General features: G+C 37.0%; 21 protein-coding genes and 1 other annotated feature. All 21 genes read right to left on the bottom strand.

From position 1 onward, the window contains the following. Nucleotides 1–167: 167 nt before the first annotated feature. Nucleotides 168–2,924, bottom strand: coding sequence for an isoleucine--tRNA ligase (gene ileS, locus BV906_RS08200; protein WP_087972982.1), 2,757 nt, complete (start codon nucleotides 2,922–2,924; stop codon nucleotides 168–170). 429 nt (nucleotides 2,925–3,353) lie between these two features. Next, nucleotides 3,354–3,572, bottom strand: a binding site (T-box leader). A 64-nt stretch (nucleotides 3,573–3,636) separates the two neighbouring features. Beyond that, nucleotides 3,637–4,140 (bottom strand): DivIVA domain-containing protein, encoded by a 504-nt coding sequence (locus BV906_RS08205; protein WP_087972984.1) that lies wholly within the window; start codon nucleotides 4,138–4,140, stop codon nucleotides 3,637–3,639. A gap of 97 nt (nucleotides 4,141–4,237) precedes the next feature. Then, nucleotides 4,238–5,014, bottom strand: coding sequence for a YlmH family RNA-binding protein (locus tag BV906_RS08210; protein WP_087972986.1), 777 nt, complete (start codon nucleotides 5,012–5,014; stop codon nucleotides 4,238–4,240). 17 nt (nucleotides 5,015–5,031) lie between these two features. After that, nucleotides 5,032–5,298, bottom strand: a complete 267-nt coding sequence (locus tag BV906_RS08215; protein WP_087972988.1) for a YggT family protein — start codon at nucleotides 5,296–5,298, stop codon at nucleotides 5,032–5,034. A gap of 6 nt (nucleotides 5,299–5,304) precedes the next feature. Then, complete coding sequence (locus tag BV906_RS08220; RefSeq protein WP_087972989.1) at nucleotides 5,305–5,748, bottom strand: cell division protein SepF; 444 nt, start codon at nucleotides 5,746–5,748, stop codon at nucleotides 5,305–5,307. Nucleotides 5,749–5,775: 27 nt separating this feature from the next. After that, on the bottom strand, nucleotides 5,776–6,447 hold the full coding sequence (locus BV906_RS08225) for a YggS family pyridoxal phosphate-dependent enzyme (RefSeq protein WP_176330295.1): 672 nt from the start codon (nucleotides 6,445–6,447) through the stop codon (nucleotides 5,776–5,778). A 26-nt stretch (nucleotides 6,448–6,473) separates the two neighbouring features. After that, nucleotides 6,474–7,283: a peptidoglycan editing factor PgeF gene (gene pgeF, locus BV906_RS08230; RefSeq protein WP_087972992.1), complete on the bottom strand. Its 810-nt coding sequence runs from the start codon at nucleotides 7,281–7,283 to the stop codon at nucleotides 6,474–6,476. A 197-nt stretch (nucleotides 7,284–7,480) separates the two neighbouring features. Then, complete coding sequence (locus BV906_RS08235) at nucleotides 7,481–7,747, bottom strand: YlmC/YmxH family sporulation protein (protein WP_087972994.1); 267 nt, start codon at nucleotides 7,745–7,747, stop codon at nucleotides 7,481–7,483. Nucleotides 7,748–7,924: 177 nt separating this feature from the next. Further along, nucleotides 7,925–8,707, bottom strand: a complete 783-nt coding sequence (gene sigG / locus BV906_RS08240; protein WP_087972996.1) for an RNA polymerase sporulation sigma factor SigG — start codon at nucleotides 8,705–8,707, stop codon at nucleotides 7,925–7,927. A gap of 121 nt (nucleotides 8,708–8,828) precedes the next feature. Beyond that, nucleotides 8,829–9,548 (bottom strand): RNA polymerase sporulation sigma factor SigE, encoded by a 720-nt coding sequence (gene sigE / locus BV906_RS08245; RefSeq protein ID WP_087972998.1) that lies wholly within the window; start codon nucleotides 9,546–9,548, stop codon nucleotides 8,829–8,831. A gap of 14 nt (nucleotides 9,549–9,562) precedes the next feature. Beyond that, a complete protein-coding gene (gene spoIIGA / locus BV906_RS08250) occupies nucleotides 9,563–10,483 on the bottom strand; it encodes a sigma-E processing peptidase SpoIIGA (protein ID WP_087973000.1) in 921 nt (306 codons plus the stop codon). Between the two features lie 405 nt (nucleotides 10,484–10,888). Continuing rightward, the gene (locus BV906_RS20240; RefSeq protein WP_425435193.1) at nucleotides 10,889–10,960 is read right to left on the bottom strand and encodes a helix-turn-helix domain-containing protein; all 72 of its coding nucleotides are present in this window, start codon (nucleotides 10,958–10,960) and stop codon (nucleotides 10,889–10,891) included. A gap of 274 nt (nucleotides 10,961–11,234) precedes the next feature. Then, entirely contained in the window at nucleotides 11,235–12,401 is a 1,167-nt protein-coding gene (ftsZ, locus tag BV906_RS08260; RefSeq protein WP_087973002.1) for a cell division protein FtsZ, read from the bottom strand. Between the two features lie 64 nt (nucleotides 12,402–12,465). Beyond that, nucleotides 12,466–13,746 carry a cell division protein FtsA gene (ftsA, locus tag BV906_RS08265; RefSeq protein ID WP_087973005.1) on the bottom strand — a complete coding sequence of 427 codons (1,281 nt, stop codon included), beginning with the start codon at nucleotides 13,744–13,746 and terminating at the stop codon, nucleotides 12,466–12,468. 223 nt (nucleotides 13,747–13,969) lie between these two features. Continuing rightward, complete coding sequence (locus BV906_RS08270) at nucleotides 13,970–14,764, bottom strand: cell division protein FtsQ/DivIB (RefSeq protein ID WP_087973007.1); 795 nt, start codon at nucleotides 14,762–14,764, stop codon at nucleotides 13,970–13,972. A gap of 188 nt (nucleotides 14,765–14,952) precedes the next feature. Further along, nucleotides 14,953–16,053, bottom strand: coding sequence for a stage V sporulation protein E (gene spoVE, locus BV906_RS08275; protein ID WP_087973544.1), 1,101 nt, complete (start codon nucleotides 16,051–16,053; stop codon nucleotides 14,953–14,955). 89 nt (nucleotides 16,054–16,142) lie between these two features. Continuing rightward, on the bottom strand, nucleotides 16,143–17,492 hold the full coding sequence (murD, locus tag BV906_RS08280; protein WP_087973008.1) for a UDP-N-acetylmuramoyl-L-alanine--D-glutamate ligase: 1,350 nt from the start codon (nucleotides 17,490–17,492) through the stop codon (nucleotides 16,143–16,145). Then, a complete protein-coding gene (mraY, locus tag BV906_RS08285) occupies nucleotides 17,492–18,475 on the bottom strand; it encodes a phospho-N-acetylmuramoyl-pentapeptide-transferase (RefSeq protein ID WP_087973009.1) in 984 nt (327 codons plus the stop codon). Before mraY ends, murD begins: the two co-directional genes overlap by 1 nt. A gap of 44 nt (nucleotides 18,476–18,519) precedes the next feature. Continuing rightward, nucleotides 18,520–19,887, bottom strand: a complete 1,368-nt coding sequence (locus BV906_RS08290; RefSeq protein ID WP_087973010.1) for a UDP-N-acetylmuramoyl-tripeptide--D-alanyl-D-alanine ligase — start codon at nucleotides 19,885–19,887, stop codon at nucleotides 18,520–18,522. Nucleotide 19,888: 1 nt separating this feature from the next. Beyond that, nucleotides 19,889–21,370, bottom strand: coding sequence for a UDP-N-acetylmuramoyl-L-alanyl-D-glutamate--2,6-diaminopimelate ligase (locus BV906_RS08295; protein WP_087973011.1), 1,482 nt, complete (start codon nucleotides 21,368–21,370; stop codon nucleotides 19,889–19,891). A 459-nt stretch (nucleotides 21,371–21,829) separates the two neighbouring features. Next, complete coding sequence (locus BV906_RS08305) at nucleotides 21,830–23,764, bottom strand: stage V sporulation protein D (protein ID WP_087973013.1); 1,935 nt, start codon at nucleotides 23,762–23,764, stop codon at nucleotides 21,830–21,832. Nucleotides 23,765–23,795: the final 31 nt, after the last annotated feature.

A 23,795-nucleotide genomic window follows, 5' to 3' on the forward strand; every position in this document is an offset into this window, starting at 1 on the left:
TTTTCAATTAGAAGACTTGGTTGTCACAAAGTTTTCCGGTGCAAGCCCTAGTTGCACTTATGCTGTAATAAAATATTTTCTTAAGTGCAAATGAAAAGCAAGAAAGTTTGTGTTAGAAAGATTAAAATATCCCTCTATGCAGAGGGATATTTATAGATAGTCTGTCATTAAGCTGTATAATGCTCTTTAACTACTGTCGCACAACGTGTACATAATTCCGGATGATCGTGATCTTCCCCAACTGTTTCGGAGGCAACCCAGCAACGTTCACATTTTTCACCAGGGTGTTTTTCCACCAATACATTAACAAATTTATATTCTTTTGCATTGTCATTGGCTTCACTGATTATAGCATCAGATACAATTAGGTATTGATGTAAGTGTTCCATGGATGATAGAACTTCTTTTGTCTCAGCATCTTTTGGAACTATCGTGATTTTTGCCTCTAATGATTTTCCAATTACTTTTTCACTTCTTGCCTCTTCTAAAGCTTTTAGAATATCATCACGAACATTCATAAAATGCTCCCATTTCGTTTCCAAATGTTCAATTCCGGCAATATTTCGCACTTTTGGAATGTCTGTTAACTGGACACTTTCCTCTTCTACTCCTGGGAGATATTCCCAAACCTCGTCCATTGTATGTGGAATGATTGGAGTCAATAATTTCACAAGTGTTGTCAGGATTTCATAATAGCCTGTTTGGATACTGCGACGACGTTTGTTGTCTGCAGCTTCGATATATAAAACATCTTTTGCAAAGTCCAAATAAAATGAACTTAGATCAACCGCACAGAAATTATGGATTTGATGGAACGTCGGTGAGAACTCATACTTTTCATAGTTTGCACGCACATCTGAAACCAGTTGCTGCAATCGATGAAGCATATAACGGTCTACTTCTTCTAATTCTTGATCTGGTACAGTGTCTGTTGCTGGATTAAAGTCTGCCAAGTTTGCCAATAAGAATCGGAATGTATTTCTAATTTTACGATATGCCTCTGATGTCTGTTTCAAAATATCATTTGAAATACGCACATCAGCTTGATAATCGACACTGGCAACCCATAAGCGTAAAATATCTGATCCGAGCTGTTTTTGTACTTTGGAAGGAAGAATGACGTTTCCAAGTGATTTACTCATTTTTCTTCCGTTACCATCCAGTACGAAACCATGACTGATGATTGTTTTATATGGTGCCTTACCTGTCATAGCTACTGCAGTTGACAAGGAAGAGTTAAACCATCCCCGATACTGGTCACTACCTTCAAGGTAAATATCTGCAGGTCTATGGTGATCTTTGCGATTCATAAGAACCCCTTCATGTGAGGAACCAGAATCAAACCACACATCCATGATATCTGTTTCTTTCGTAAACATACCATTTGGACTATGTTCAGAAGTAAATCCTTCTGGAAGCAAATCTTTCGCTTCTTTTTCAAACCAGATATTAGATCCATGTTCTTTAAACAAATCAGAGACATGGTTCACTGTTTCATCTGTAATAATTGGTGTACCGTCTTCCCCATAGAACACTGGAATCGGAACACCCCATGCTCGTTGACGGGAAATACACCAATCTTCACGGTCACGAACCATATTATATAGTCTTGTTTCGCCCCAACTCGGATACCAATTTACTTCTTTAATTTCACTAAGAATATTTTGACGGAAATCTTTGATTGATGCAAACCATTGTGCTGTAGCGCGGAAAATGGTTGGTTTCTTCGTACGCCAGTCATGTGGATAGGAATGCGTAATGAAACTCATCTTCAATAATGCACCATCTTCTTCCAATTTTTCTGTAACTACTTTATTTGCTTTATCGTAGAACAATCCTTCAAAGCCTGGAGCTTCTTTCGTGAATACACCTTTATCATCAACCGGACAAAAAGCATCAATACCATATTGTTTGCAAACATAGAAGTCATCTTCCCCATGTCCTGGAGCTGTATGCACACAGCCAGTACCGGCATCTGTTGTTACATGGTCCCCAAGCATAACGAGAGATTCGCGATCGTAAAACGGATGTTTTGCTACTACTCGATCAGCTTCCTGCCCTTTAAAGTTTTTGACTACATTTACATTTTCCCAGCCAAGTTCTTCCGATACAGCTTCAAGTAATGCTTGTGCCAATACAAATTTGTCACCATTTACTTCTGCTACAACATAATCCAATTCCGGATGTAAGCTTATTCCAAGATTTGCAGGAATTGTCCATGGAGTTGTTGTCCAGATGATAATTTTCTCATCACCATCAAATAAATCTTTCCCATCTGTAATTTCAAAAGCTACATAGATGGAAGCAGAACGTTTATCTTGGTATTCAATTTCCGCTTCGGCTAATGCAGATTCAGATGAAGGAGACCAGTAAACAGGTTTTAATCCTTTATAGATATATCCTTTTTTCGCCATTTCACCAAATACTTTAATTTGTGCAGCTTCATAGTCCTTTGTTAAGGTAATGTATGGATTATCCCAATCACCACGTACACCTAGTTGCTTGAACTGGGAACGCTGGCTGTCCACTTGCCCAAGTGCATATTCAGCACAAAGTTTTCTGAACTCAGCAATACTCATCTCTTTGCGTTTTACTTTTTTGTTTTTAGTTAAAGCCGTTTCAATCGGTAGACCATGTGTATCCCAACCAGGAATATATGGTGCATGAAAACCTGTCATTGATTTATAGCGGATAATAAAATCTTTAAGTATTTTATTTAGAGCGTGTCCAATATGGAGATCTCCATTTGCATATGGTGGGCCATCATGCAAAACAAACAATGGTCTACCTTCTGTACGTTCCAAACTCTTTTCATACATGTTTTGTTCTTCCCAGTGTTCTTGTCGTTTCGGTTCTTTATTTGGTAAATTTCCTCGCATCGGAAATTCTGTTTTTGGCATAAGTAACGTTTCTTTATAATCCATTTATACTTCCTCCTTTTAAATATGTTCACTAGTTGTCTTTTGTTTTTGTATATAAAGGCTATTTTCTTAAAGTTTGTTGCTAGTAGAGCAGTTGATATAAACTGCGGCGAAAAATAAGAAACTTCGGCTACCGCTCTGGGAAATACAATGCGCACATCCTAAGCCATAGGAGTCTCCATGTATTTCTCAGAGCTGGTTAGAAGGTTTCTTCTTGCAATAGCTAAATCACATCATAAATCCTCACCAGTCTGGATGAGCGGTGACTCCTCGAAAATACAGGGCGATTTTCTTACGAAGATGTAAAAGCTACCGTAGTCTTCCTTGTCCTGCGGGAAAAGATTTTCTGTAAAACAACATCTATCGGTTGGACGAGTGATTGTAGTTCCAACTTATTTAAAACAACCTATACAAAAAAGCCTTCTTATCCCAAAAAGGGACGAGAAGACTCGCGGTACCACCCTTATAAATTTAAAAAATAGCATTTTTAAATTCACTCGAAATCCGTAACGGGGATTGCCGTCCATTATTACTGAATTCATAATGGATACTCCAGAGTGATTTTCTAAAAGCGTGCTGTCCGGGCTCACACCACTCCCCGGCTCGCTGATCAGCAAGTAACTTTTGTACTTTCTCCATCAATGTATATTATTATATTTATATCATGACCTTTATCTGTATGAATTATATGTAAAATTTCTACAAACGTCAAGGTTTAGGATTCATTTTCCGCAAACTCAAGTTCTTCACCAATCTCAGAATCGAACAACGCTTCCCAATCATCCGTACCAAGCATTTCAAGCTGTGCTTGAACAAGCATCCTTAATCTAGTACGGAAAACTTTAGCCTGTTTTTTTAATTCTTCAGTATCCATGGAAATTTGACGGGATTTGCTTAATGCTTCATTAATGATTCGGTCAGCATTTTTTTCTGCTTCTTTTATAATCAATTTAGATTCCTTTATTGCGTTCCCTTTGACTTCTTCAGCAGTTTCCTGGGCAACGAGAATCGATTTATTCAATGTCTCTTCGATATTGGTGAAATGGCCAAGTCTTTCATTTAGCTGGTTTACTTTTTCACTGAGTTCTTTCTTTTCTCTTATTACTATTTCATAATCTTTTATAATCTGATCCAAAAATTCATTTACTTCATCTTCATCATAACCACGAAAGCCTCTTGCAAATTCTTTATTATGGATATCCAGTGGTGTTAATGGCACAGCGGCCACCTCCTTAAGGAATTTATGTAATGTTAACATTAGTTAATAACTGATATCTAATACCATTCGAAAAAAATCATGGTATAGATGACAATAATCATTTTAACACAGCAATGCTTATTTTCACCTTATCTTTTTTTGATAGACCGTTTATTTCAGTAATCTTGCTTCTTCCTTTACCGCGTAAGGAGATTAAATCGCCCTCCTGCAGTTGAAATTTACTATCATCGACAACTTTATAATTCACCTTCACTTGCAGTTTCTGAATGTATGCGGCAGCATCTTTTCGGGAAATATGGTAGATCTCCTTTAATACCGCATCAAGTCTTAATGATGAAACAGTTTTATCCGATTTCACCCAGTTTTCCTTTTCTACTTTAAAAGATGAAAGAGGTTTCTCATGGAATGTCACAGTTGCTTTCTTAACAGATGTCATATTCATCATAATATAAGCAGCAATCTCTTTAGCCACAACAATCTGAATACTTCCATCACCTACAACAATATCGCCAAGCTTTGTTCGTTTAACCCCAAGCGACATGAAAGCCCCCATTACATCCCTATGTTCCAGTGTAATAAATTTATCATGATAAGTAGCCTCTAACAATGTTAGCTGAAATAAATCCTCTGACAGCTCTTCATAAAATGGAGCAATTACAATCCGCTTTCTTTCAGCATCTGTTTCCCCGCCAAGTTTAAACAGCTTTAGTTCTTCATTATTGGAACCAATCAGCATTTCAACGATCAGCTGTTCTCTCGGGTCTAGAAAGTCAGTTAATTTTGGTTGAAAGGTAAGTTCAACCTGCTCTTTCCAAGATAACACTTGATCTATAAAAGGCTGTTCTTCTTTTCTAAAGTGTTGATAAATTTCCATATTAAATCATACTTCCTTTAAAATAAAAACATCTGGAAAAATTCGAACAGTCCGGCACGCGCCAAATGTAACACAAGTATGGCAACGAGAGGAGATAGATCTATCATTCCTAGAGGTGGAATAAATTTACGAAACTGCTCCAAATAAGGTTCACAGATTTTTGTTAGTACTTGACCAAATGAGGATTCACGTGCACCTGGAAACCAGGACATGAAAATGTATACGATGAGTGCATAGCCATAGAAGACCAATGCATAATGTATTATTGTATATAATTCAACCATTTACTGCTACCATCCTTTTTCAAATTCACTCTGTTCTGCAAAAACTTCCGAAATTGTCCCGGAAACTTCCACATTATCAGGTGTACATAAAAATGTTTCTGATCCGAGTTTTTGAATATCTCCATTGACGGCATAGACAGTTCCACTTAAAAAGTCTACAATCCGCTTTGCCTGTTGATGTTCAACTCGTTGAAGATTAATGACAACCGCACGTCTGTTAACAATATTGTCGGCTATTTCCTGAGCTTCATTATAGTTTCGTGGTTCACACAAAACTACCTTTGATGAAGACTGTTGTACACTTGAAAGACTAACGACATTTTTGGGTGCTTGACTTAAACTCTTTTTGTTCTCCGGAGCGGTTTCGGGAACGTTTTCTTCTTCAACATATTCGTACTCATATTCGTCATCCATGGTGAAATAATTTTTCAGCTTGTTTTTGATGCTCATTGTCTCACCTCTTCAATTAATTTCGTATCAGCTTCCGACAAGTTTGGAACCAATTCGAATATGGGTTGCACCCTCTTCAATAGCAATTTCATAATCATTACTCATTCCCATTGACAAGTATTCACATGGTGCATGACTCCATTGCTTTTTTTTAATCTGATCCCTTAATTCAGCCAGGTTTCTAAAGACTATCCGAATACGTTCTGGGTCATCAATATGAGGAGCCATTGTCATTAACCCAACTACACGGATATGTTGATACATTTCAAGATTCTCAATGAAGGGCAGAACGTCTTCTGGCTCCATTCCATGCTTTGATTCTTCCCCACTCACATTAACTTGTACAAAGCAATCGACAGGCGCAGTGGATCGCTTATTAATTTCCTTTGCAAGAGATATTCTGTCCAATGAATGGAGTACATCTATTTTGTCAATAACATCTTTCACTTTTCTTGATTGCATTGTTCCTATAAAATGCCATTTTACTTGTTCACCAAAATAATTGTACTTTTCAAGGAAGCCTTCGTTGCGGTTTTCGCCAAGATTTTTAACTCCTGATTCAATTGCTTCCTTCGTTCGTTCTATTGTAACATATTTTGTAACTCCTATTACTGTTATATCTTCCGGATTACGCCCACTATTCTCGCAGGCTTGTCCAATCTTTTCTTGAATATCTTTTAGATTTCCTGACACTTCCATAATCTTATAATTCCTCCATCATATTATCATGCTAAAAATCCTAGGAATCCTAACATTCTCCCTGTTTTGCCAAAATCTCTTCTATATGAAAAGAATAAGTCCTCATCGCGAAAGGTGCAATATTTTGTTACCTCTATATTATGACGTATTACACCAGTTTGTAAAAGGATTTCTACGTTTAACTGCTTTAAATCCAATAAAAAGTGATTATTACGTAGTGAGGTGACTGTATTTCCCCTAATTTCTTCATCAATAGTCTTGATAACACGATCATCGACTTCATAATATTCTTTAGAAATACACGGTCCAATTGCAACACGAAGGTTTTCAGGGTTTGTTCCATTTTTCTTGAATGCTTCAACCATATTTTCCGCTATCCGACCTACTGTCCCCTTCCATCCGGCATGTGCAATACCAATATACTCGGTTACCGGATCAAAGAAGTATAGTGGAACACAATCCGCAAAAAAAGCTGTACAGAGAAGTCCTTTACGGTTTGTAATCATCCCATCTGTTCCCTTAATGGAGCTTTCATAGGTAACAGACCCTTTCCCCTTATCTTCATCTGTTACCTTTTTAACAGATGTATGATGTACCTGTTCCCCAGATATAAAGTTTTCAAAAGGGAATTCCAATTTTGCTGCCAATCGTTTTCTATTCGTTAAAACATCATTTTGATCATCTGGAACATGGAGTCCAAAATTGAAGGAATGGTAAGGCTCTTTACTCACTCCACCATTTCTAGTTGTAAAACCAGCAACAAGTTTTGGATGAAGTTGCTGCCATTTTTCAATATGTAAATAGGACCCATCCTGTTCCTTAAATGGTTCATTCATTATTTTCCCCCCTGAAAATAGACTTTTCCTATTTTATCATACTTGAAAAGATAATTTGGATATTAACATGTTTAAAAAAGCTGCCAAATTTTAAAATTGATAGGGCATACCTTAGAGCAACAGGCTTATACAGGAAGTGGTGACTTCTACGTTGCCTACAAATGTTTTCGGTGGACGGGTAACTTCCTGATAATAATCTATGAGCCACCACCATATAGATCTGGCCCGTTAATTTCCTGTACAAGAATAACATCAGAACCGATTCTCACGATTTTTTCCCAGGAAATCGTTAATTCTTCAGCTTTGGTAAACATTCCGCCACTTTTCTTCTCTCTTGCATCAACAATAATAGCGATAATTTTACCGGAGTTGCCGTTAATTTCCAAATCAGTAATATGACCAAGTCTTCTTCCATCATCAATCACAATAATCTCTTTTAATTGTAGTTCGGACAATTTTACCATCCTACACACCTTCCTTCACTTAAATATATGCTTATAATAAAGATTATTTCGTGATTCCATACAAAAGACCAGAAAAACAGTTATAACCTGTTCTTCTGGTCTAGTTAATTTTTTATTTAATTGTCATTTGTGTTCAAAAAGAAGTAACATTTTTAATGGATATTTTGAATACTCATTTTATTCAAACATCTGCTTATTCATCTGACTAATTGCTGCCTTCTCTAAACGGGATACCTGAGCCTGAGAAATTCCAATTTCATCAGCGACCTCCATTTGTGTTTTTCCTTGAAAGAAACGTTTGTTTAGTATCATTTTTTCTCTGTCATTCAATCGATGCATGCCCTCTTTAAGGGAAAGTTTGTCTACCCAGGAGGAATCTTTGTCCTTATCATCACTAATCTGATCCACTACAAAAATTGGATCTCCTCCATCATTATAAATTGGCTCAAACAAGGATACCGGATCTTGAATTGCATCGAGAGCGAATACAATTTCTGAATGTGGTATACCCATTTCCTCTGCAATCTCAGCAGGGGTCGGTTCTTTTGATGACTTGCTGATTAATTTCTCTCTTACTGTTAATGCTTTATATGCAATATCTCGTAAGGATCTGGAAACACGTATCGGATTGTTGTCACGAAGGTATCTTCTAATCTCTCCAATAATCATAGGAACAGCATACGTGGAGAATCTTACATTATGGGATAGATCAAAATTATCGATTGATTTCATTAATCCAATACAACCAACTTGAAACAAATCATCTACATACTCGCCGCGGTTATTAAATCTTTGGATAACACTTAATACTAGCCTTAAATTTCCGTTTACAAGCTCTTCACGTGCAGATATATCGCCTTCCTGCTGTATTCTTATAAACAGTTTTTTCATCTCATCATTTTTAAGTACAGGCAGTTTAGATGTATCAACACCACATATTACAACTTTATGTCTAGTCATTCTGTAACCCTCCCAGTCGGTGATGCTGTTCAAGGACAGTATCTCCCCACTGGAAGGTTTTTATGCAATTTCATATTCAAGTTTGGGTTGCAACCCTTGGTCAAAACCTTGTGATATCTACCTAAACCATTTTATTAAATTCTTTTTGCAGGCGGCGGATAATTTTCTTCTCAAGTCTTGAAATATAGGACTGGGAAATCCCTAGCATATCAGCTACATCCTTCTGGGTTTTCTCATCTTGGCCAATAAGCCCGAACCTTAGTTCCATAATTTGTTTTTCACGTGCATTAAGGGTTTCCAATGCACTTTTAAGTAGTGTTTTATCTACCGTCGACTCCAGATTTTTTGTTATAATATCTTCTTCTGTGCCAAGGACATCGGATAGCAATAATTCATTTCCATCCCAATCAATATTCAATGGTTCATCGAATGAAATTTCTGATTTCAACTTATTATTCCTACGAAGATACATTAGAATCTCATTCTCGATACACCTGGATGCATACGTAGCAAGCTTAATTTTCTTTTCCGGATTAAATGTATTAACTGCTTTTATAAGACCTATCGTACCAATACTAATCAAGTCTTCAATATTAATCCCAGTATTCTCAAATTTGCGTGCAATGTAGACAACAAGACGTAAGTTCCGCTCAATTAAAACAGCTCTTGCTGCTTTATCTCCTTTTGGAAGCAATATAAGTAATTCCTGTTCTTCTTGTTTTGAAAGAGGGGGAGGTAGTGCCTCACTACCTCCAATATAATAAATTTCTGAGGACTTTATTCCTAATTTTATTAGTAACTTATACCAACCCAGTTTAATTTTCATATTCCAAAGACCCATTTTCCTCCACTCCTTTAAGCAGATTGTATTGTAGCTAATTTAATGATTTGCGGATGCAATAAACAATGATAACTATCATCCCTCACTAAAGATGCAAATTGAATACCAATTAAAACATTACCTGTAATCAAATTTTGATTCTCATACTCAACTATTAATTGATCAGGTCTGATTGCCAACAGAAACATACTCTTCCCTTCCACCCCTTGATATGGAATGACTTGAATTAAGTTTTCCCATTCTTTAGGTATTCGTTCGAGAGCCAACTCGTCATTTGCTTCCTTCAATTGCTGCCACTCATCATCCGAAAACCAATTCTTCAAAAAAACTTCATCACATATGACAACTGGTTTTTTGGTCAGTGGATCAATGAGTTGATTTCCACTATCAATATAGCCCATAGTTGAAAAAGTTTGATGATTCATTTTAACGTTCACTTGACAAAGCTGGTCATATCTAATTTTTTCACCAGCATGCTCGTCCATTCGGGACTTGGTAAAATACCATACAATCGGAAATCCGATGATTATAAATATCCAGCTGATTGGATCCCCATATCCTTTATTGAAAGTCAAAATTCCATTTTCGGTAACCGAAACAGGATTTGCTAACAAAAAATAGACTGCTGTTAATCCACCTCCAATTGCAAATGAAGTAAAATAGAATAATAATAATAATTTCATCATTCGGTAAAATCCCTTAAATCCAAATGTGCATAGGATAATAAACATCGAGTACAACAATTTCCCTGGTAACCCATTTAGAAAAGAATTAGGAAAATAAAGTGTAATCGGTACAATTAAAGAAGCTATAAATGCTCCAAATAGCATTCTCAATTTCCCTGCATTATCTCTGGCCAATGCTTTAGTCAACATTAAAAGCATTAAATCAAGAAAAAAATTTAATGCCCAGACCGCATCAAGATAAATGGTCAATTTTTTTCTTCCTTCCCTACATATCATTACGGATAATTTCATTTAACTATATGGAATTACTCAAAAGTATAGATGAATAGATAAGCAAAGTCTGTCACTTCTTGTATGCATAATAAAGCTAATTTTCACTATTTCTAGGAAAACCTGTCTTCGGTGTAACTAATGCTTTGTTGACAGTGGAGGTCATGAGTTAGAATTTCAATGGAGCAAGGAGGTTTCTACCTACTAAAAACTTTGTCGAGATTTCGATGAAATAAAAAATAAGGTTGCTCCAATTAGAGACAACCTCATTTTTATATAGAGAAAGAAAAAATTCTACCAATCTTCTCTTGCCTTCTCTTCGCTTTTTTCTCATTTTCATTTTTTATAGATTAAACGTACACATCCAAACGATTTTATAAAAAACTATTCTTGTTCTTGCGTAGGGTATAAACGGAACTTATATGCCTTATTTGTCACATTAAGAAACCTCTCCACCTCGCGAATAGAATATATGTTCCTGACAAAAATATAACATATTATATTTGAGGAAACAATAACTTTGGTAACGCCACCCCAAATTCATCTTGTCCTTACCCTTACCGCCTGGCTACATTTCCCACGCGCTTGAAGAGGGAGAATTCTTTTGGAATACTGTTAAAATAAGCATCCTTTCATTTCATTTCTCACTCAGAAAATTAAAAAGAGGCTATCTCAATGGGGATTATTGCTCCATTTGAGATAGCCTCCATGAAAAAACCTGAACCGATTACTATCGGTTTCGATTACGATTTCTTAGGAATGTCGGTATATCCAGCTCATCATCCTCTTGCCTAACACGAGGCTGTGGTTGTTGTTGCTGTGGTTGCTGTTGTTGTTGCTTCTGTTCGCGTTGAACAGGTTCCTCCGTTGCTTTTGTAGCTGCATGCTGATTATGATTAATTAGTGGTCGTTGTTGCTTTTGCTTACTTTCTACAGGTTGGATTGTCTCATCAAAGCCGGTAGCAATAACTGTAACAACTATCTCATCATTTAAATTCTCATTGATTACCGAGCCAAAAATAACATTAACTTCTTTATCAGCTGCGGATGTAACAAGATCTGCGGCTTCCTGTACTTCATATAAGCTAAGATTTGTGCCACCAGTGATATTCATTAATATACCATGTGCACCATCAATGGAAGTCTCGAGTAATGGGGAAGAAATTGCTTTCTTAGCCGCCTCAGTTGCACGCGTTTCCCCTGTTGCAATACCAATTCCCATCAATGCAGAACCTTTATCAAACATAATCGTTTTTACATCAGCAAAGTCAACATTTATCAATCCTGGTTTCGCGATTAAATCAGAGATGCCCTGTACACCTTGTCTTAGTACATTATCCGCTTCACGGAATGCTTCAAGCATCGGAGTATTTTTATCAACAATCTCAAGTAATCTGTCATTTGGTATAACAATTAAAGTATCAACACTTCCTTTAAGTGTTTCAATACCAGAGATGGCCTGTGTCGCCCTTCTTTTACCTTCAAAAGAGAAAGGACGAGTCACGACCCCAACTGTCAATGCTCCAAGATCTTTTGCTACTTGTGCGATAACTGGTGCAGCACCTGTACCGGTACCTCCACCCATTCCTGCAGTAACAAAAACCATATCAGCACCTTGTAAAACTTCTTCTAATTGTTCTTTACTTTCTTCAGCCGCTTTTTTCCCTACTTCAGGATTAGCTCCTGCACCCAAACCACGTGTCAATTTACCACCAATTTGAATTTTTGCTTCTGCTTTAGATAAATTTAATGCTTGGGAGTCAGTGTTAACTGCGATGAATTCTACACCTTCTACACCGTGCTCTATCATTCGATTGACAGCATTATTACCGCCGCCACCGACGCCGATAACTTTAATTGTCGCTAACTCCTCCATATTTGTATCAAACTCTAACATGAATCGTTCCTCCTAATATACAAGTTTACAAGAATTCCAGTATCTAATTCATAAGACTTCATGCTTAATCAAAGAAATACTTAAATAAATTAGCAAAACTAGACTCTTTTTTCTTATTTTCCTTTTTCTCGTTTTTTTCCTTTGGTTGTTTCATTTGCCTTTTTGGTTTCGGTTCGTTTGTATTTAATGCTACTGAAGGAAATAGCTCTTTCCCTTGAATTTTTGCATTATGATAGGCAAACTGCAATATCCCAACACCTGCTGTAAATTGTGGTTCTCTTACACCTATGTAATCAGGGATAGCTACGCGTACGTTGGAAGGAAATAGGTCTTGAGCAAGTTCAAGGCTTCCTGGCATGGAGATTGTACCACCAGTCAGTACATATCCACCAGGTAAATCATAGCCTACTTTTCTAATTTCCCGTTCTGCATATGCGTAGACCTCTTCCAATCTTGCTTCAATCATATCAGAAATCTGTAGTTGATTATAGGTTTGCTTCTTATTGCTTCCTATCGTCGAAACGTCAAAAGTTTCTTCTTCTTGTGCATCATCATAAAAAGCATGTCCATAATTCAGCTTAACATCTTCTGCCTCTTCGGTTGATGTACGTAATCCAAACGATAGGTCTTTTGTAATATTATCTCCACCTAAATTCACCACGTTAGTTGTTACTAGGTGATCATTTTCAAAGATGGAAACCGTTGTACAACCACCACCAACATCGATTAATGCTACACCCATATTCTTTTCATCTTTGGAAAGAGCAATTGTACCTGCTGCAAGTGGTTGTAAACAAATGTCCAATACTTGTAGATTCGCGCGCTCCACACATTTGAGAATGTTATGTAGTACTGTTTTGGAGCAGGTTATAATTGTTCCTTCCATTTCCAATCGAACGCCGATCATTCCCCGTGGATCCGTGATTTCATCCAAACCATCAACAATAAATTGCTTTGGAATAACATCAATGATTTCACGTTCTGGAGGAACGGAAATGACTTGCGCCCCTTCGATAACCCTCGTAACATCCTCATCCCCAATTTCCCTGTTCTCGCTTTGTACTGCTACAACACCATGACAAGGTTGTAATTGAATATGGCTGCCATTTATTCCTACAACTACTCTTTCAATATGCATTCCTACCATACGTTCTGCTTGTTCAATTGCACTTCTGATAGATTGCACAGTTTGATCGATATCAACGATTGCCCCTTTTTTCATCCCATTGGATTTTGCAGTTCCAACACCAATTATATTCAAGGAATCATTTAGAACTTCTCCAATAATTACTTTGATTGTAGTTGTACCTATATCAAGACTTACTAATATCTCACTATTATTCAATGAAAGGCACCTCCCGCTCAAGAAACATCCATTATTACTTCATTCTGTTTCTATCAACTGCATTTTTTATTATATAATCTACTATTTTATCGTAAAACATTAAAAAAATAAAATATATATAAGTTATTCCACATGGAATGGTCATATACCTTTTCATTTTCTTAAAAAAAGTAAATTCCCTTACTATAACCTTCGTAAAGAAGTTCAATTATATGACTTCTAATCATTCAACTTCCTCTTCAGATACAGCATCCATTTCTGTCTCTTTCTTTTTGTTATCAAAAGACTCAAAATAAACCCCTACACCAATATGAATAATTCCTTTATCTTCAGCATCAAGTTGTGAAACAATGGATGGATATACTTCCATCTTTTCCGCAAAATTACGGATGGTTCCCTTAACAATAAACCCATCATTCATATATAAAAGTATATTATTTTGATTATCTTCTGTTGGTTCCCAGTGGATTTCAGAAATTAAATTCAAAATGTTTTTAGGTAAAACTTTAAGTTGCCCAGCCATTCTATCTAGATATTCTTCGTCATCAAACCCATTTATTAATGGCGCGTCACCATGATATGTATCCTTGACCAGCTCTAAAATTTCACCATTACTCATAACGGGTTTATAATTTGCATCCTCACGTATATACCCAATAATCTGCTCCTCTGAAACATGAATATGGATTGTCCATGGCAATTTTCTTTCAACGGATACAGATTCGACAATAGGATCATTGCTTATTGATCTCTCTATTTCAGATTGACTAATTGTCCATATATTGGTATCTACTGTTAAACCACTGTACGCAATAATCTCTTCGTCTGCTATATATGAATTCCCTTCCACATTGATTGTCTTAATATGACTTAATGGGGATTGCAGATAAATAATTACTGCTATTAAGAAGAAAAAGATGGAAAGATAAAAAATAAGACGTCGATTTGCTTTTTTCTTACGGGCCTGCTTCAATTTTGGAATTCGATCTTCAATTGAAACAATATTTTTTTTACTCATCTCCATTTCTTCCTTTTTACCATATTAAAAGAATAAACGGCAGCATCTCAGCCGTTTTTATCTATTTACATGAATTATATCATAAAACGTATGGGAAGATGTAGTGTACATACAATAGTTTACCAAGTTTTTTACATGCAATGGTAGTATCAATATCTTCCAATAACAAAATAAAGAATTTGATTTAATCAAATTTTGGAATAGATGCTAATATTTAGCAATACACCCACAGAACATAATGTTAAAGTCAAAGAGGAGCCACCATAACTTAAAAAGGGTAAGGTGATTCCTGTTACTGGAATAAGTCCAATTACCACACTGATATTTATCATCGCCTGGATAGCAAGCATGGCAGCTATTCCTAGAGCTAAAAAGCGACCGAATAAATCAGGTGCCTCTAAGGAAATTTTTATTCCTCTCCATAAAAGCAATAAGAATAGGAGAATAATAGCTGTTCCACCAATGAACCCAAGTTCCTCTCCCAAGATGGCAAAAATAAAATCAGTTTGTGGTTCAGGCAGATAAAAATATTTTTGCAGACTATTTCCCAATCCTAAACCCATTAATCCACCAGGACCAATTGCATATAGTGATTGGATAATTTGAAATCCATCTCCCAATGGATCTTCCCACGGATTTAAAAAAGCAGTAATTCGATTGATTCTGTACGGGGCTGAAGCGATTAACCCAATGAATCCCAGAAGCCCTAGTGCAGCAAGTCCGAAAAAATGTGTCAATCTTGCTCCAGCAACAAAAACCATTATCATACAAGTAAGAACAATTACCATTCCTGTTCCAAGGTCAGGTTGTAGCATAATTAGCCCAAAAGCTGTGAAAATCAATATAATACTCGGAAAGAAACCCTTTTTAAATGACGTAATATATTTTTGGTTGGCAGAAAGAATAGCCGCCAAAAAAATTATCAAACCTAGCTTCATAAACTCGGAAGGCTGGATACTGAACGCTCCGACACCTATCCAACTTTGTGCCCCTCCCCTTACTAGCCCTACTCCAGGTATTAATACAAGTAATAATAAAATAAAGCAAATAAGGAGAATAATGTTTGCATATTTTTTCCATGTATAATAGGGAATAAGCATAAAAAGGAACATTGCAACTATCCCAGCACCAGCAAATAAAAGTTGCCTCTTTAAGTAGTAAGATGCATCACCAAATTTGTATTCAGACCAAATATAGGATGAACTATATACCATGATAACCCCAACAATCAGTAAAATAAATATGACAAAAAGCAAAGTGAGATCTGGTTTTCTTTGCTCCTTCAGCAATTTTTTAAACAAAAAAACACCCCTTTTTCCAATATAGGATCAGGGGCATTATGATTGTTATTCTTTATTAAATTTCGTTGTTCAAGCCCCTATTTCAGTTTATGCACAGCTTGTACAAACATGTCTCCTCTTTCTTCAAATGTTCGGTATTGGTCCCAGCTAGCACACGCCGGAGATAGAAGAATTACATCTTCAACACGTGAGATGGAATATGCGCTATCTACAGCACTCCTCACATCCTCAGATTCGATAATTGTTTGAATACCTGCATCCATACCTAACTGCTTTAATTTGCTTGCAGTCTGCCCAAACACAACCATTGCCTTTACATTCCTAAGAAAAGGAAGTAACTCTGTAAATTCATTACCTCTATCGAGACCACCTGCTAATAGAATAGTGGGCTTTGTAAAGGCACCTAATGCTTTTTGAGTTGCCAATATATTTGTCGCTTTTGAATCATTGTAAAATAATCGACCATTAACTTTTTTCACGAATTGCAGTCGATGTTCTACGCCACTAAAGGTTGTTAAAACATTTCGAATTCCAAGACTTGTAGCACCATTAAGTTTTGCAGCGGCAATTGCAGCTAATATGTTTTCAAGATTATGCTCTCCAACAAGAACAATGTCTTGTCTTGCTATCACTTTTTCATCTTCAAAATAAATATAATCCGAATCTGCCCATGCACCAGTCTCCATCCTGGTTTTCACTGAAAACGGAACAAGTTTCGAAATAGCTTGTTTTACTTCTTCAGTAATTGCTTGATCATCTGCATTGTAAACAAGATAATCCTCTTTTGTTTGGTTCTTAAAAATATTAAACTTAGCCTGTTTATAATTATCGATTGTTTTATGATAATCCAGGTGTGCCTCAAATATATTAAGTAAAATTGCCGTAGTCGGTTTAAATTTTCTAATCCCTTGCAATTGAAAGGATGATAATTCAAGTACGAGCACTTCATTTTCTTTTAAGGAATGAACCGTTTCTGTAGCTACAATTCCAATATTACCTGCTACTTGGACCGGTCGTTTACTTTCTTTAAGCATTTTTGTTACCAATGTCGTTGTCGTCGTTTTCCCATTTGATCCCGTAATACCGATAATCGGCCTATTTGTTAAGTGAAAAGCCAGCTCAATTTCAGTTATAATAGGAATGCCCAGCTTGCTAGCTTCTGCAACAATCACATTTTCATATGGTATTCCTGGGTTTTTTACAATGAGCTCGATTCCATCCAAAATGGAAATAGGATGGGAGCCAACAATTACGGCAGCGCCCATCTTTTTTAAATATATAACATTCTCATCATTTTCATTTGCTTTCATATCGTTCACAATGACTTTCTTGTCATTTGCAAGCAATGTTTCAGCTGCTGCCGTCCCACTCTTCGCCAGTCCAAGAACAAGGATATTTGAATAGGGAAAATCTACAAACTTCTTCATTACAAGCCCACCTCAATATAGATGCCGAGTGCAGCAAATAGGAGTCCTACTAGCCAAAATGTCGTAACTACGCGCCACTCCGACCAGCCGAGTAGTTCATAATGGTGATGTAATGGACTCATTTTGAACACTCTTTTTCCTGTTGTTTTAAACGAAATAACTTGGATAATCACTGAAAGGGTCTCAATAACGAAAACTCCTCCAATAATTACTAATAAGATTTCCATTTTCATAAGTATCGAAATTGCTGCAATTGCTCCCCCAAGGGCTAATGATCCAGTGTCTCCCATAAATACTTTAGCGGGATGTGCATTAAATACTAAAAATCCAAGCAATGCACCAACAACGGCAAGTGCGAATATTGCTTCTTCCGTTTGTGGAGTGCCGTACCAGGCAACGACGGCAAAGGCACCAAATGCTATAGCTGCTGTTCCTGCCAATAAACCATCCAATCCATCCGTTAAATTTACGGCATTCGAGGCACCAACCATCATAAAAATAATTAATAATAAATAGGCCCAACCGAGATCCCATTGTATATCTGTCCCTGGTATATGTATTGCCGTTGAAAATTCATGACCTCTTAAAATAAAGAAAAATACAAGTGCAATAATAATTTGCCCCAGCAGTTTTTGCTTAGAGGTTAGTCCAAGATTACGTTTTAACGCCACTTTTATAAAGTCATCTAAAAATCCAAGCAATCCATAGCCAAATAACACAAAAATTAACAGCCAAAGCTCATAACCTATACCTGTCTCATTTGCTCTACTAGCCATAATAATCGATGTTATGATAACACTGAAAATTATCATTAGCCCCCCCATGGTGGGAGTTCCTGTTTTTTTCAAATGTGATTGTGGTCCTTCTTCTCTAATGCTTTGTCCAAACTTTAATCTTCTTAAAAATGGAATAAATATTGGAGATAGAAGAACGGTAATGAGAAATGCTATAGCTATTGTTACCAATAATACAGTTATATTCACTTCGTTTCCTCCTCATACATAACCGTCCAACTAGATTGGATTTATTAGTTATTATCCTGTAAATCTTCTATAATCGTTTCAAATCGTAACCCTCGTGAAGCCTTAAATAGTATTAAGGAATCTTTTGATATGTATGTATGCAGCGCGTTTACCAATTCTTCTTTGGAGGTAAAATGGATACATTCCGTAATATCACCTTTTCCCTTTACTTCATCTGAGATTAGTTTAGCTTGTTCACCATACGTAAATAAAGCAGTAATCGGAGGCTCAACCGTTTCAGCTATCTCCCGGTGCAGTGCTTCTGAATGATTGCCAAGTTCAAGGATATCTCCGAGTACCAATACCTTTTGCTTAAAACCAGCCATTTGCTTGACAACATCAATCGATGCCTTCATCGATGTTGGGGAAGCATTGTATGCATCATTAATAATTGAAACACCGTTTTTTCCTTTTATTAATTCAAATCGCATGCCAGTAAGTTCTAATTTCTTAAAAGCCTGATTGCTTTTTTCTGGAGCGATATTTAGTAGATTTCCAACCGTTAATGCAAAGGAAGCATTTTTAGCATGATGTCTTCCCAAAAGTGGTACTTCATAGGTTAAACCATCAGAAAGATTAAATTCTGTTCCTGTTGGTGTAATGGATACATTAGACACTATATGAGCATTTGTTTTAAAAAAACCATTTTTAATCACTTTTTGCTTTATTTCTATATCGTGAAGCAGAGGTTCATCCCCATCGATGATTAATACACCATTTTCCTTTAATCCATTTACTATTTCCAGCTTTGCCTTTACTATTCCCTGCCTTGAACCTAAAAATTCGATATGTGATTCACCAATATTCGTAATCATCGCATAATCTGGTCTAGCGATTTGTGTTAATACATCAATTTCACCAAAGTTACTCATACCCATTTCAAGAATTAGCACTTCTGTATTTCTGTCCATCGACAAAACAGTAAGTGGTAATCCAATATGATTATTAAAATTCCCCTTCGTATAATGGGTACGATAGCTTGTCTTCATAACAGCTGCTGTCAGATCCTTGGTTGTAGTTTTCCCGTTGGAACCAGTTATGCCAATAACAATCGGATTGATCTCTTTCCTGTATTGTGCGGCCATTTCCTGCAAGGCGATTAATGTATCATCAACAAAGAAAATTGGAAAGTCTGGTGAAATCGTATTCGGCAGTTGTTTGCTTTTGTCCCACAGTACTGCAATAGCTCCATTTTCAATCGCTTTTTCGGCAAAATGATGGCCATCAAAATGTTCTCCAATAATCGGTATAAACAAGGAATGATTGCCAACACTTCTGCTGTCTGTTGTAACACTCTTAATTTCCTTGTTGTCCTGAATATCTCCTTGATTGTCTGTAAATATTAATGATAGCCAATTCATTGTAAATAGCATTTTATTTCTCCTTTTTATTGATTGCTGTTCTTGCCACTTCACGATCATCAAAGTCATACTTAGTATGACCAATAATCTGATATGTTTCATGTCCTTTTCCAGCGATTAAAATAATATCATCCTTTTCAGCATATTGAACAGCCTTTGATATCGCCTCTTGACGATCTTCAATAACTTCAAAACTTCCATGAGATTCGTCTAATCCCTCTGTCATATCATCCAATATTTCTTTAGGATTCTCTGTCCTTGGATTATCCGCTGTAAACAAAGCATGGTCTGCATATTTCAGTGCGATTGAAGCCATTAGGGGACGTTTCGATTTATCACGGTCCCCACCACATCCAACAACGACATATACTTTCTTTTCCGCAAACTCTCTGCTCGTCTGGAGTACATTTTCTAGCGAATCAGGGGTATGTGCATAGTCGACGATTACTGCAAAGTCCTGTCCTTCAACAACGGGCTCAAAACGACCATCCACACCTTGAATGCTTTCAAGAGCTGTTTTAATGACAGATAAAGGCACATTTGCAGCTATTGCCGCTGTACTTGCCGCAAGCATATTATAAACATTGAACATTCCTATCAGTCTACTTTTAATAGTTATATTGCCTACTGGAGATTTCAACTCAAAAAATGTTCCAGTGGCTTCAAGTTTAATAGCTTTTGCCATTACAGTTGCCTCATTCTTACATCCATACGTCAATATATGCTGTGCAGTACTATGTTTTAGTAAGTTGCTTGATGAATCATCCTCATTGATTACCGCGAATTTCTTCGATTCACCATCGTAACTATTTCCAAGTTGTGCAAACAAAAGGCTTTTCACACGAAGATAATCCTCCATATTCGTATGATAATCCAAGTGGTCCTGCGAAAGATTCGTAAAAATAGCAATGTCGTAGTCACAGCCATATACCCTTCCAAGATCAAGTGCATGAGATGAAACTTCCATAATTGCCTGCTCTACTTCTTCCTTACGCATCTTGTCAAAAATCCTCTGTAAGTGCAATGCGTCTGGGGTTGTGTTGGCAATAGGATACGTTTCTTCGCCTATTTTTAACTGAATGGTACCGATAACGCCTGTTTTCCTCTGGTGCATATTGAATATTTTTTCCAATAGATAGGTAACGGTTGTTTTCCCGTTCGTACCAGTTACACCGATAAGTGGAAGTTTTGCTGTCGGATAATCAAGAAGCTTTGCTGCAAGCATTGGCAAAGCTCTGTTCGTATCTGAAAGCTCTATGACTGGAATAGAAACATTTTCATTTATCGCTTTTTCTGCAATCACAGCTACAGCACCATTTTTTTCCGCTTGCTTAACATATTCATGCCCATCAACAGTAAAACCGGTAATGCAAATAAAAACGTTTCCCTGTTTTACTTTGCGGGAATCCATTTCAATATTATTAAATTCAATATCATCTATTACCGAATTCGTTTCATAAAAAGGTACTACGTCAAGCAATTCTTTTAATTTCATAAATAACATCCTATCTAATTTTATATCCTATATATGTATTCTAGGAGTACTACATTTTTAAGAGGGTGGTTTTCACCCTCTTAAAGTTCGTGTTCAAAAAGGAGGATAAAAATGACCGAAAAGTTCGAGGCGGCGAGCCTACTTCAGTGAATTTGCTTCAACGCTTGCTTGCACCGAGAACCACATTATCTGAATATACTTGTAGACGGAGGTGCATACTTCCATTCGGACGTATGCAATTAATACGTGAGTTGCGGGCTTGTGCGTGTTGTGCTGACCTTCTACGTTGCCCACAAATGTCTTCGGTGGGGCGAGTAACCGCAGCCCCAGGACGTGGGCGGTCTTAGTAGAAGTTCCACTACCGCCAACTAGAAACATCAAAGCGTTATTTTTATCGGACTTTTTGAACAACCTCTTAAAAGCATATTCGCTAATATATTATAGCAAACTTCATCACTTTTAACGATATTTTTCATCAGATAGATAAATTCTTACTGTTGATCCTTGCTCCAATTTCGTACCTGAGTCAGGTGCTTGATCAATGATATATTCACCTTCCCCGCTCGTTTCAATCGATAGGTCCAGCATATACTCTGCAAGTTCTTGTTTAGATTGTCCAATAAGATCAGGGACTTCCACTTTTGGCATTTCTGGCCATAGATATTCTTTATCTAACCCATCTGTTCGAGGTTCAACACCCATTGCTTGTAAACTGTCTCCGATAATTGTACCAACAATTGGTGCCGCTACAACACCCCCAAACTGAACGGTATTTTTCGGATTATCGATTGCAACATAAACGACAATCTCAGGGTCATCGGCTGGAGCAAAACCGATAAAAGAAACAATATAATTATTTTCCAAATAACCTCCGTTTGGACCCACTTTTTGAGCGGTACCCGTCTTACCACCAACACGATAGCCATCTACATACGCTGGCCTTCCTGTTCCTTGGGCAACAACACTTTCCAGGGCATAGCGTATTTCTTCTGATGTAGATTCAGAGATTACTCTTCTTTTAGGATTAGGTTCGATTTTTTCAACTGATTCACCTGTTTTTGGATTAATCCATTCCTCTGCGATGTAGGGTTCATACAAAAAACCTCCATTAATTGCTGCTGCAACTGCATTGACCTGCTGAATAGGTGTTACCGAAACCCCCTGACCAAATGATGTTGTAGCCAACTCAACGGGACCAACATTTTCAGGTTTGAATAGTATCCCATTCCCTTCACCCTGTAAATCAATTCCTGTCTTTTCTCCAAATCCAAAAGCATCAATATAAGAAAACAGCTTTTCAGTTCCGAGCATTTGCCCCAAATTTACGAATCCAGGGTTGCAGGAATTCTGCACAACTTCCAAATAGTTTTGGTGTCCATGTCCACCACTTTTCCAACAATGAATGGTTGCCCCACCAACTGAAATATCCCCATCATCATGAAACTCATCTTCTTCCAAATCAACTACATTTTCTTCTAATGCTGCAGCAAGTGTAATTATTTTAAATGTGGACCCAGGCTCATACGTGCTCCAAATAGGTAAGTTTCTCCCAAAGATCGATGCATCTACATCTTGATAGTTTTCTGGATGAAAATTAGGTCGTGATGTCATACCAAGTATTCCGCCAGTTTTCGGATTAATAGCAATGGCTGAAGCCTCATCCGGATTGTACTTTAGAACTGCGGCATCAAGCTCCCGCTCCATAATTGTTTGCACTTTTGAATAGATTGTTGTTTTAAGATTCAATCCATCAGTTGGTGGTGTATAGACATCTGCAAGGCTGTCCAATCTTCTGCCTTTTGCATCGGAATAAAAAGAAAGACTACCTTCTTCCCCACTTAGCCTCTCTTCATAGGAAAGTTCAAGACCCATTAATCCTTGATTATCGATTCCTGTAAACCCAAGAACATGTGACAGGTCATCACCGTACGGGTAATGGCGTTTCGAATCTTTTGCCAGATAGATTCCATCCATATTCAGTGCACGTATAGCCTTTTCCTGTCTTTCCGTTATTTTTATTCCTTCTGGTCTAATACTGACACTCGATGCATTTTTAGTTATATTGTCCATGATTTTTTCCTCAGATACATCCAAAATGCCGGCTAATTTTTTGGCTGTGTCATCAGGATTCTGTATTTGTCTTGGGATAGCTATAACGGATGGTGCTGTCACATTTTCAGCGAGGACCTCTCCTTCAGCATCTAAAATATATCCTCTTTCAGCTTCAAAAACGATATCTCTCGTCCATAAATCATTGGCTTGTCCCGTTAATTGATCACCCATTACAAATTGAACATAGCCTAACCGCACGATAATAATCGCTAGTAAAAGAAGCCCAAAAAGAAAAACAGTAACGATTCGTTTTTTTACTGTAACAGTTGATACACGTTTCATTTTCCATCCCCTTTTCTCAGGTTGGTTTGTA

The organism is Oceanobacillus rekensis, from assembly GCF_002153375.1.
GTDB classification, from domain to species: domain Bacteria; phylum Bacillota; class Bacilli; order Bacillales; family Amphibacillaceae; genus Oceanobacillus; species Oceanobacillus rekensis.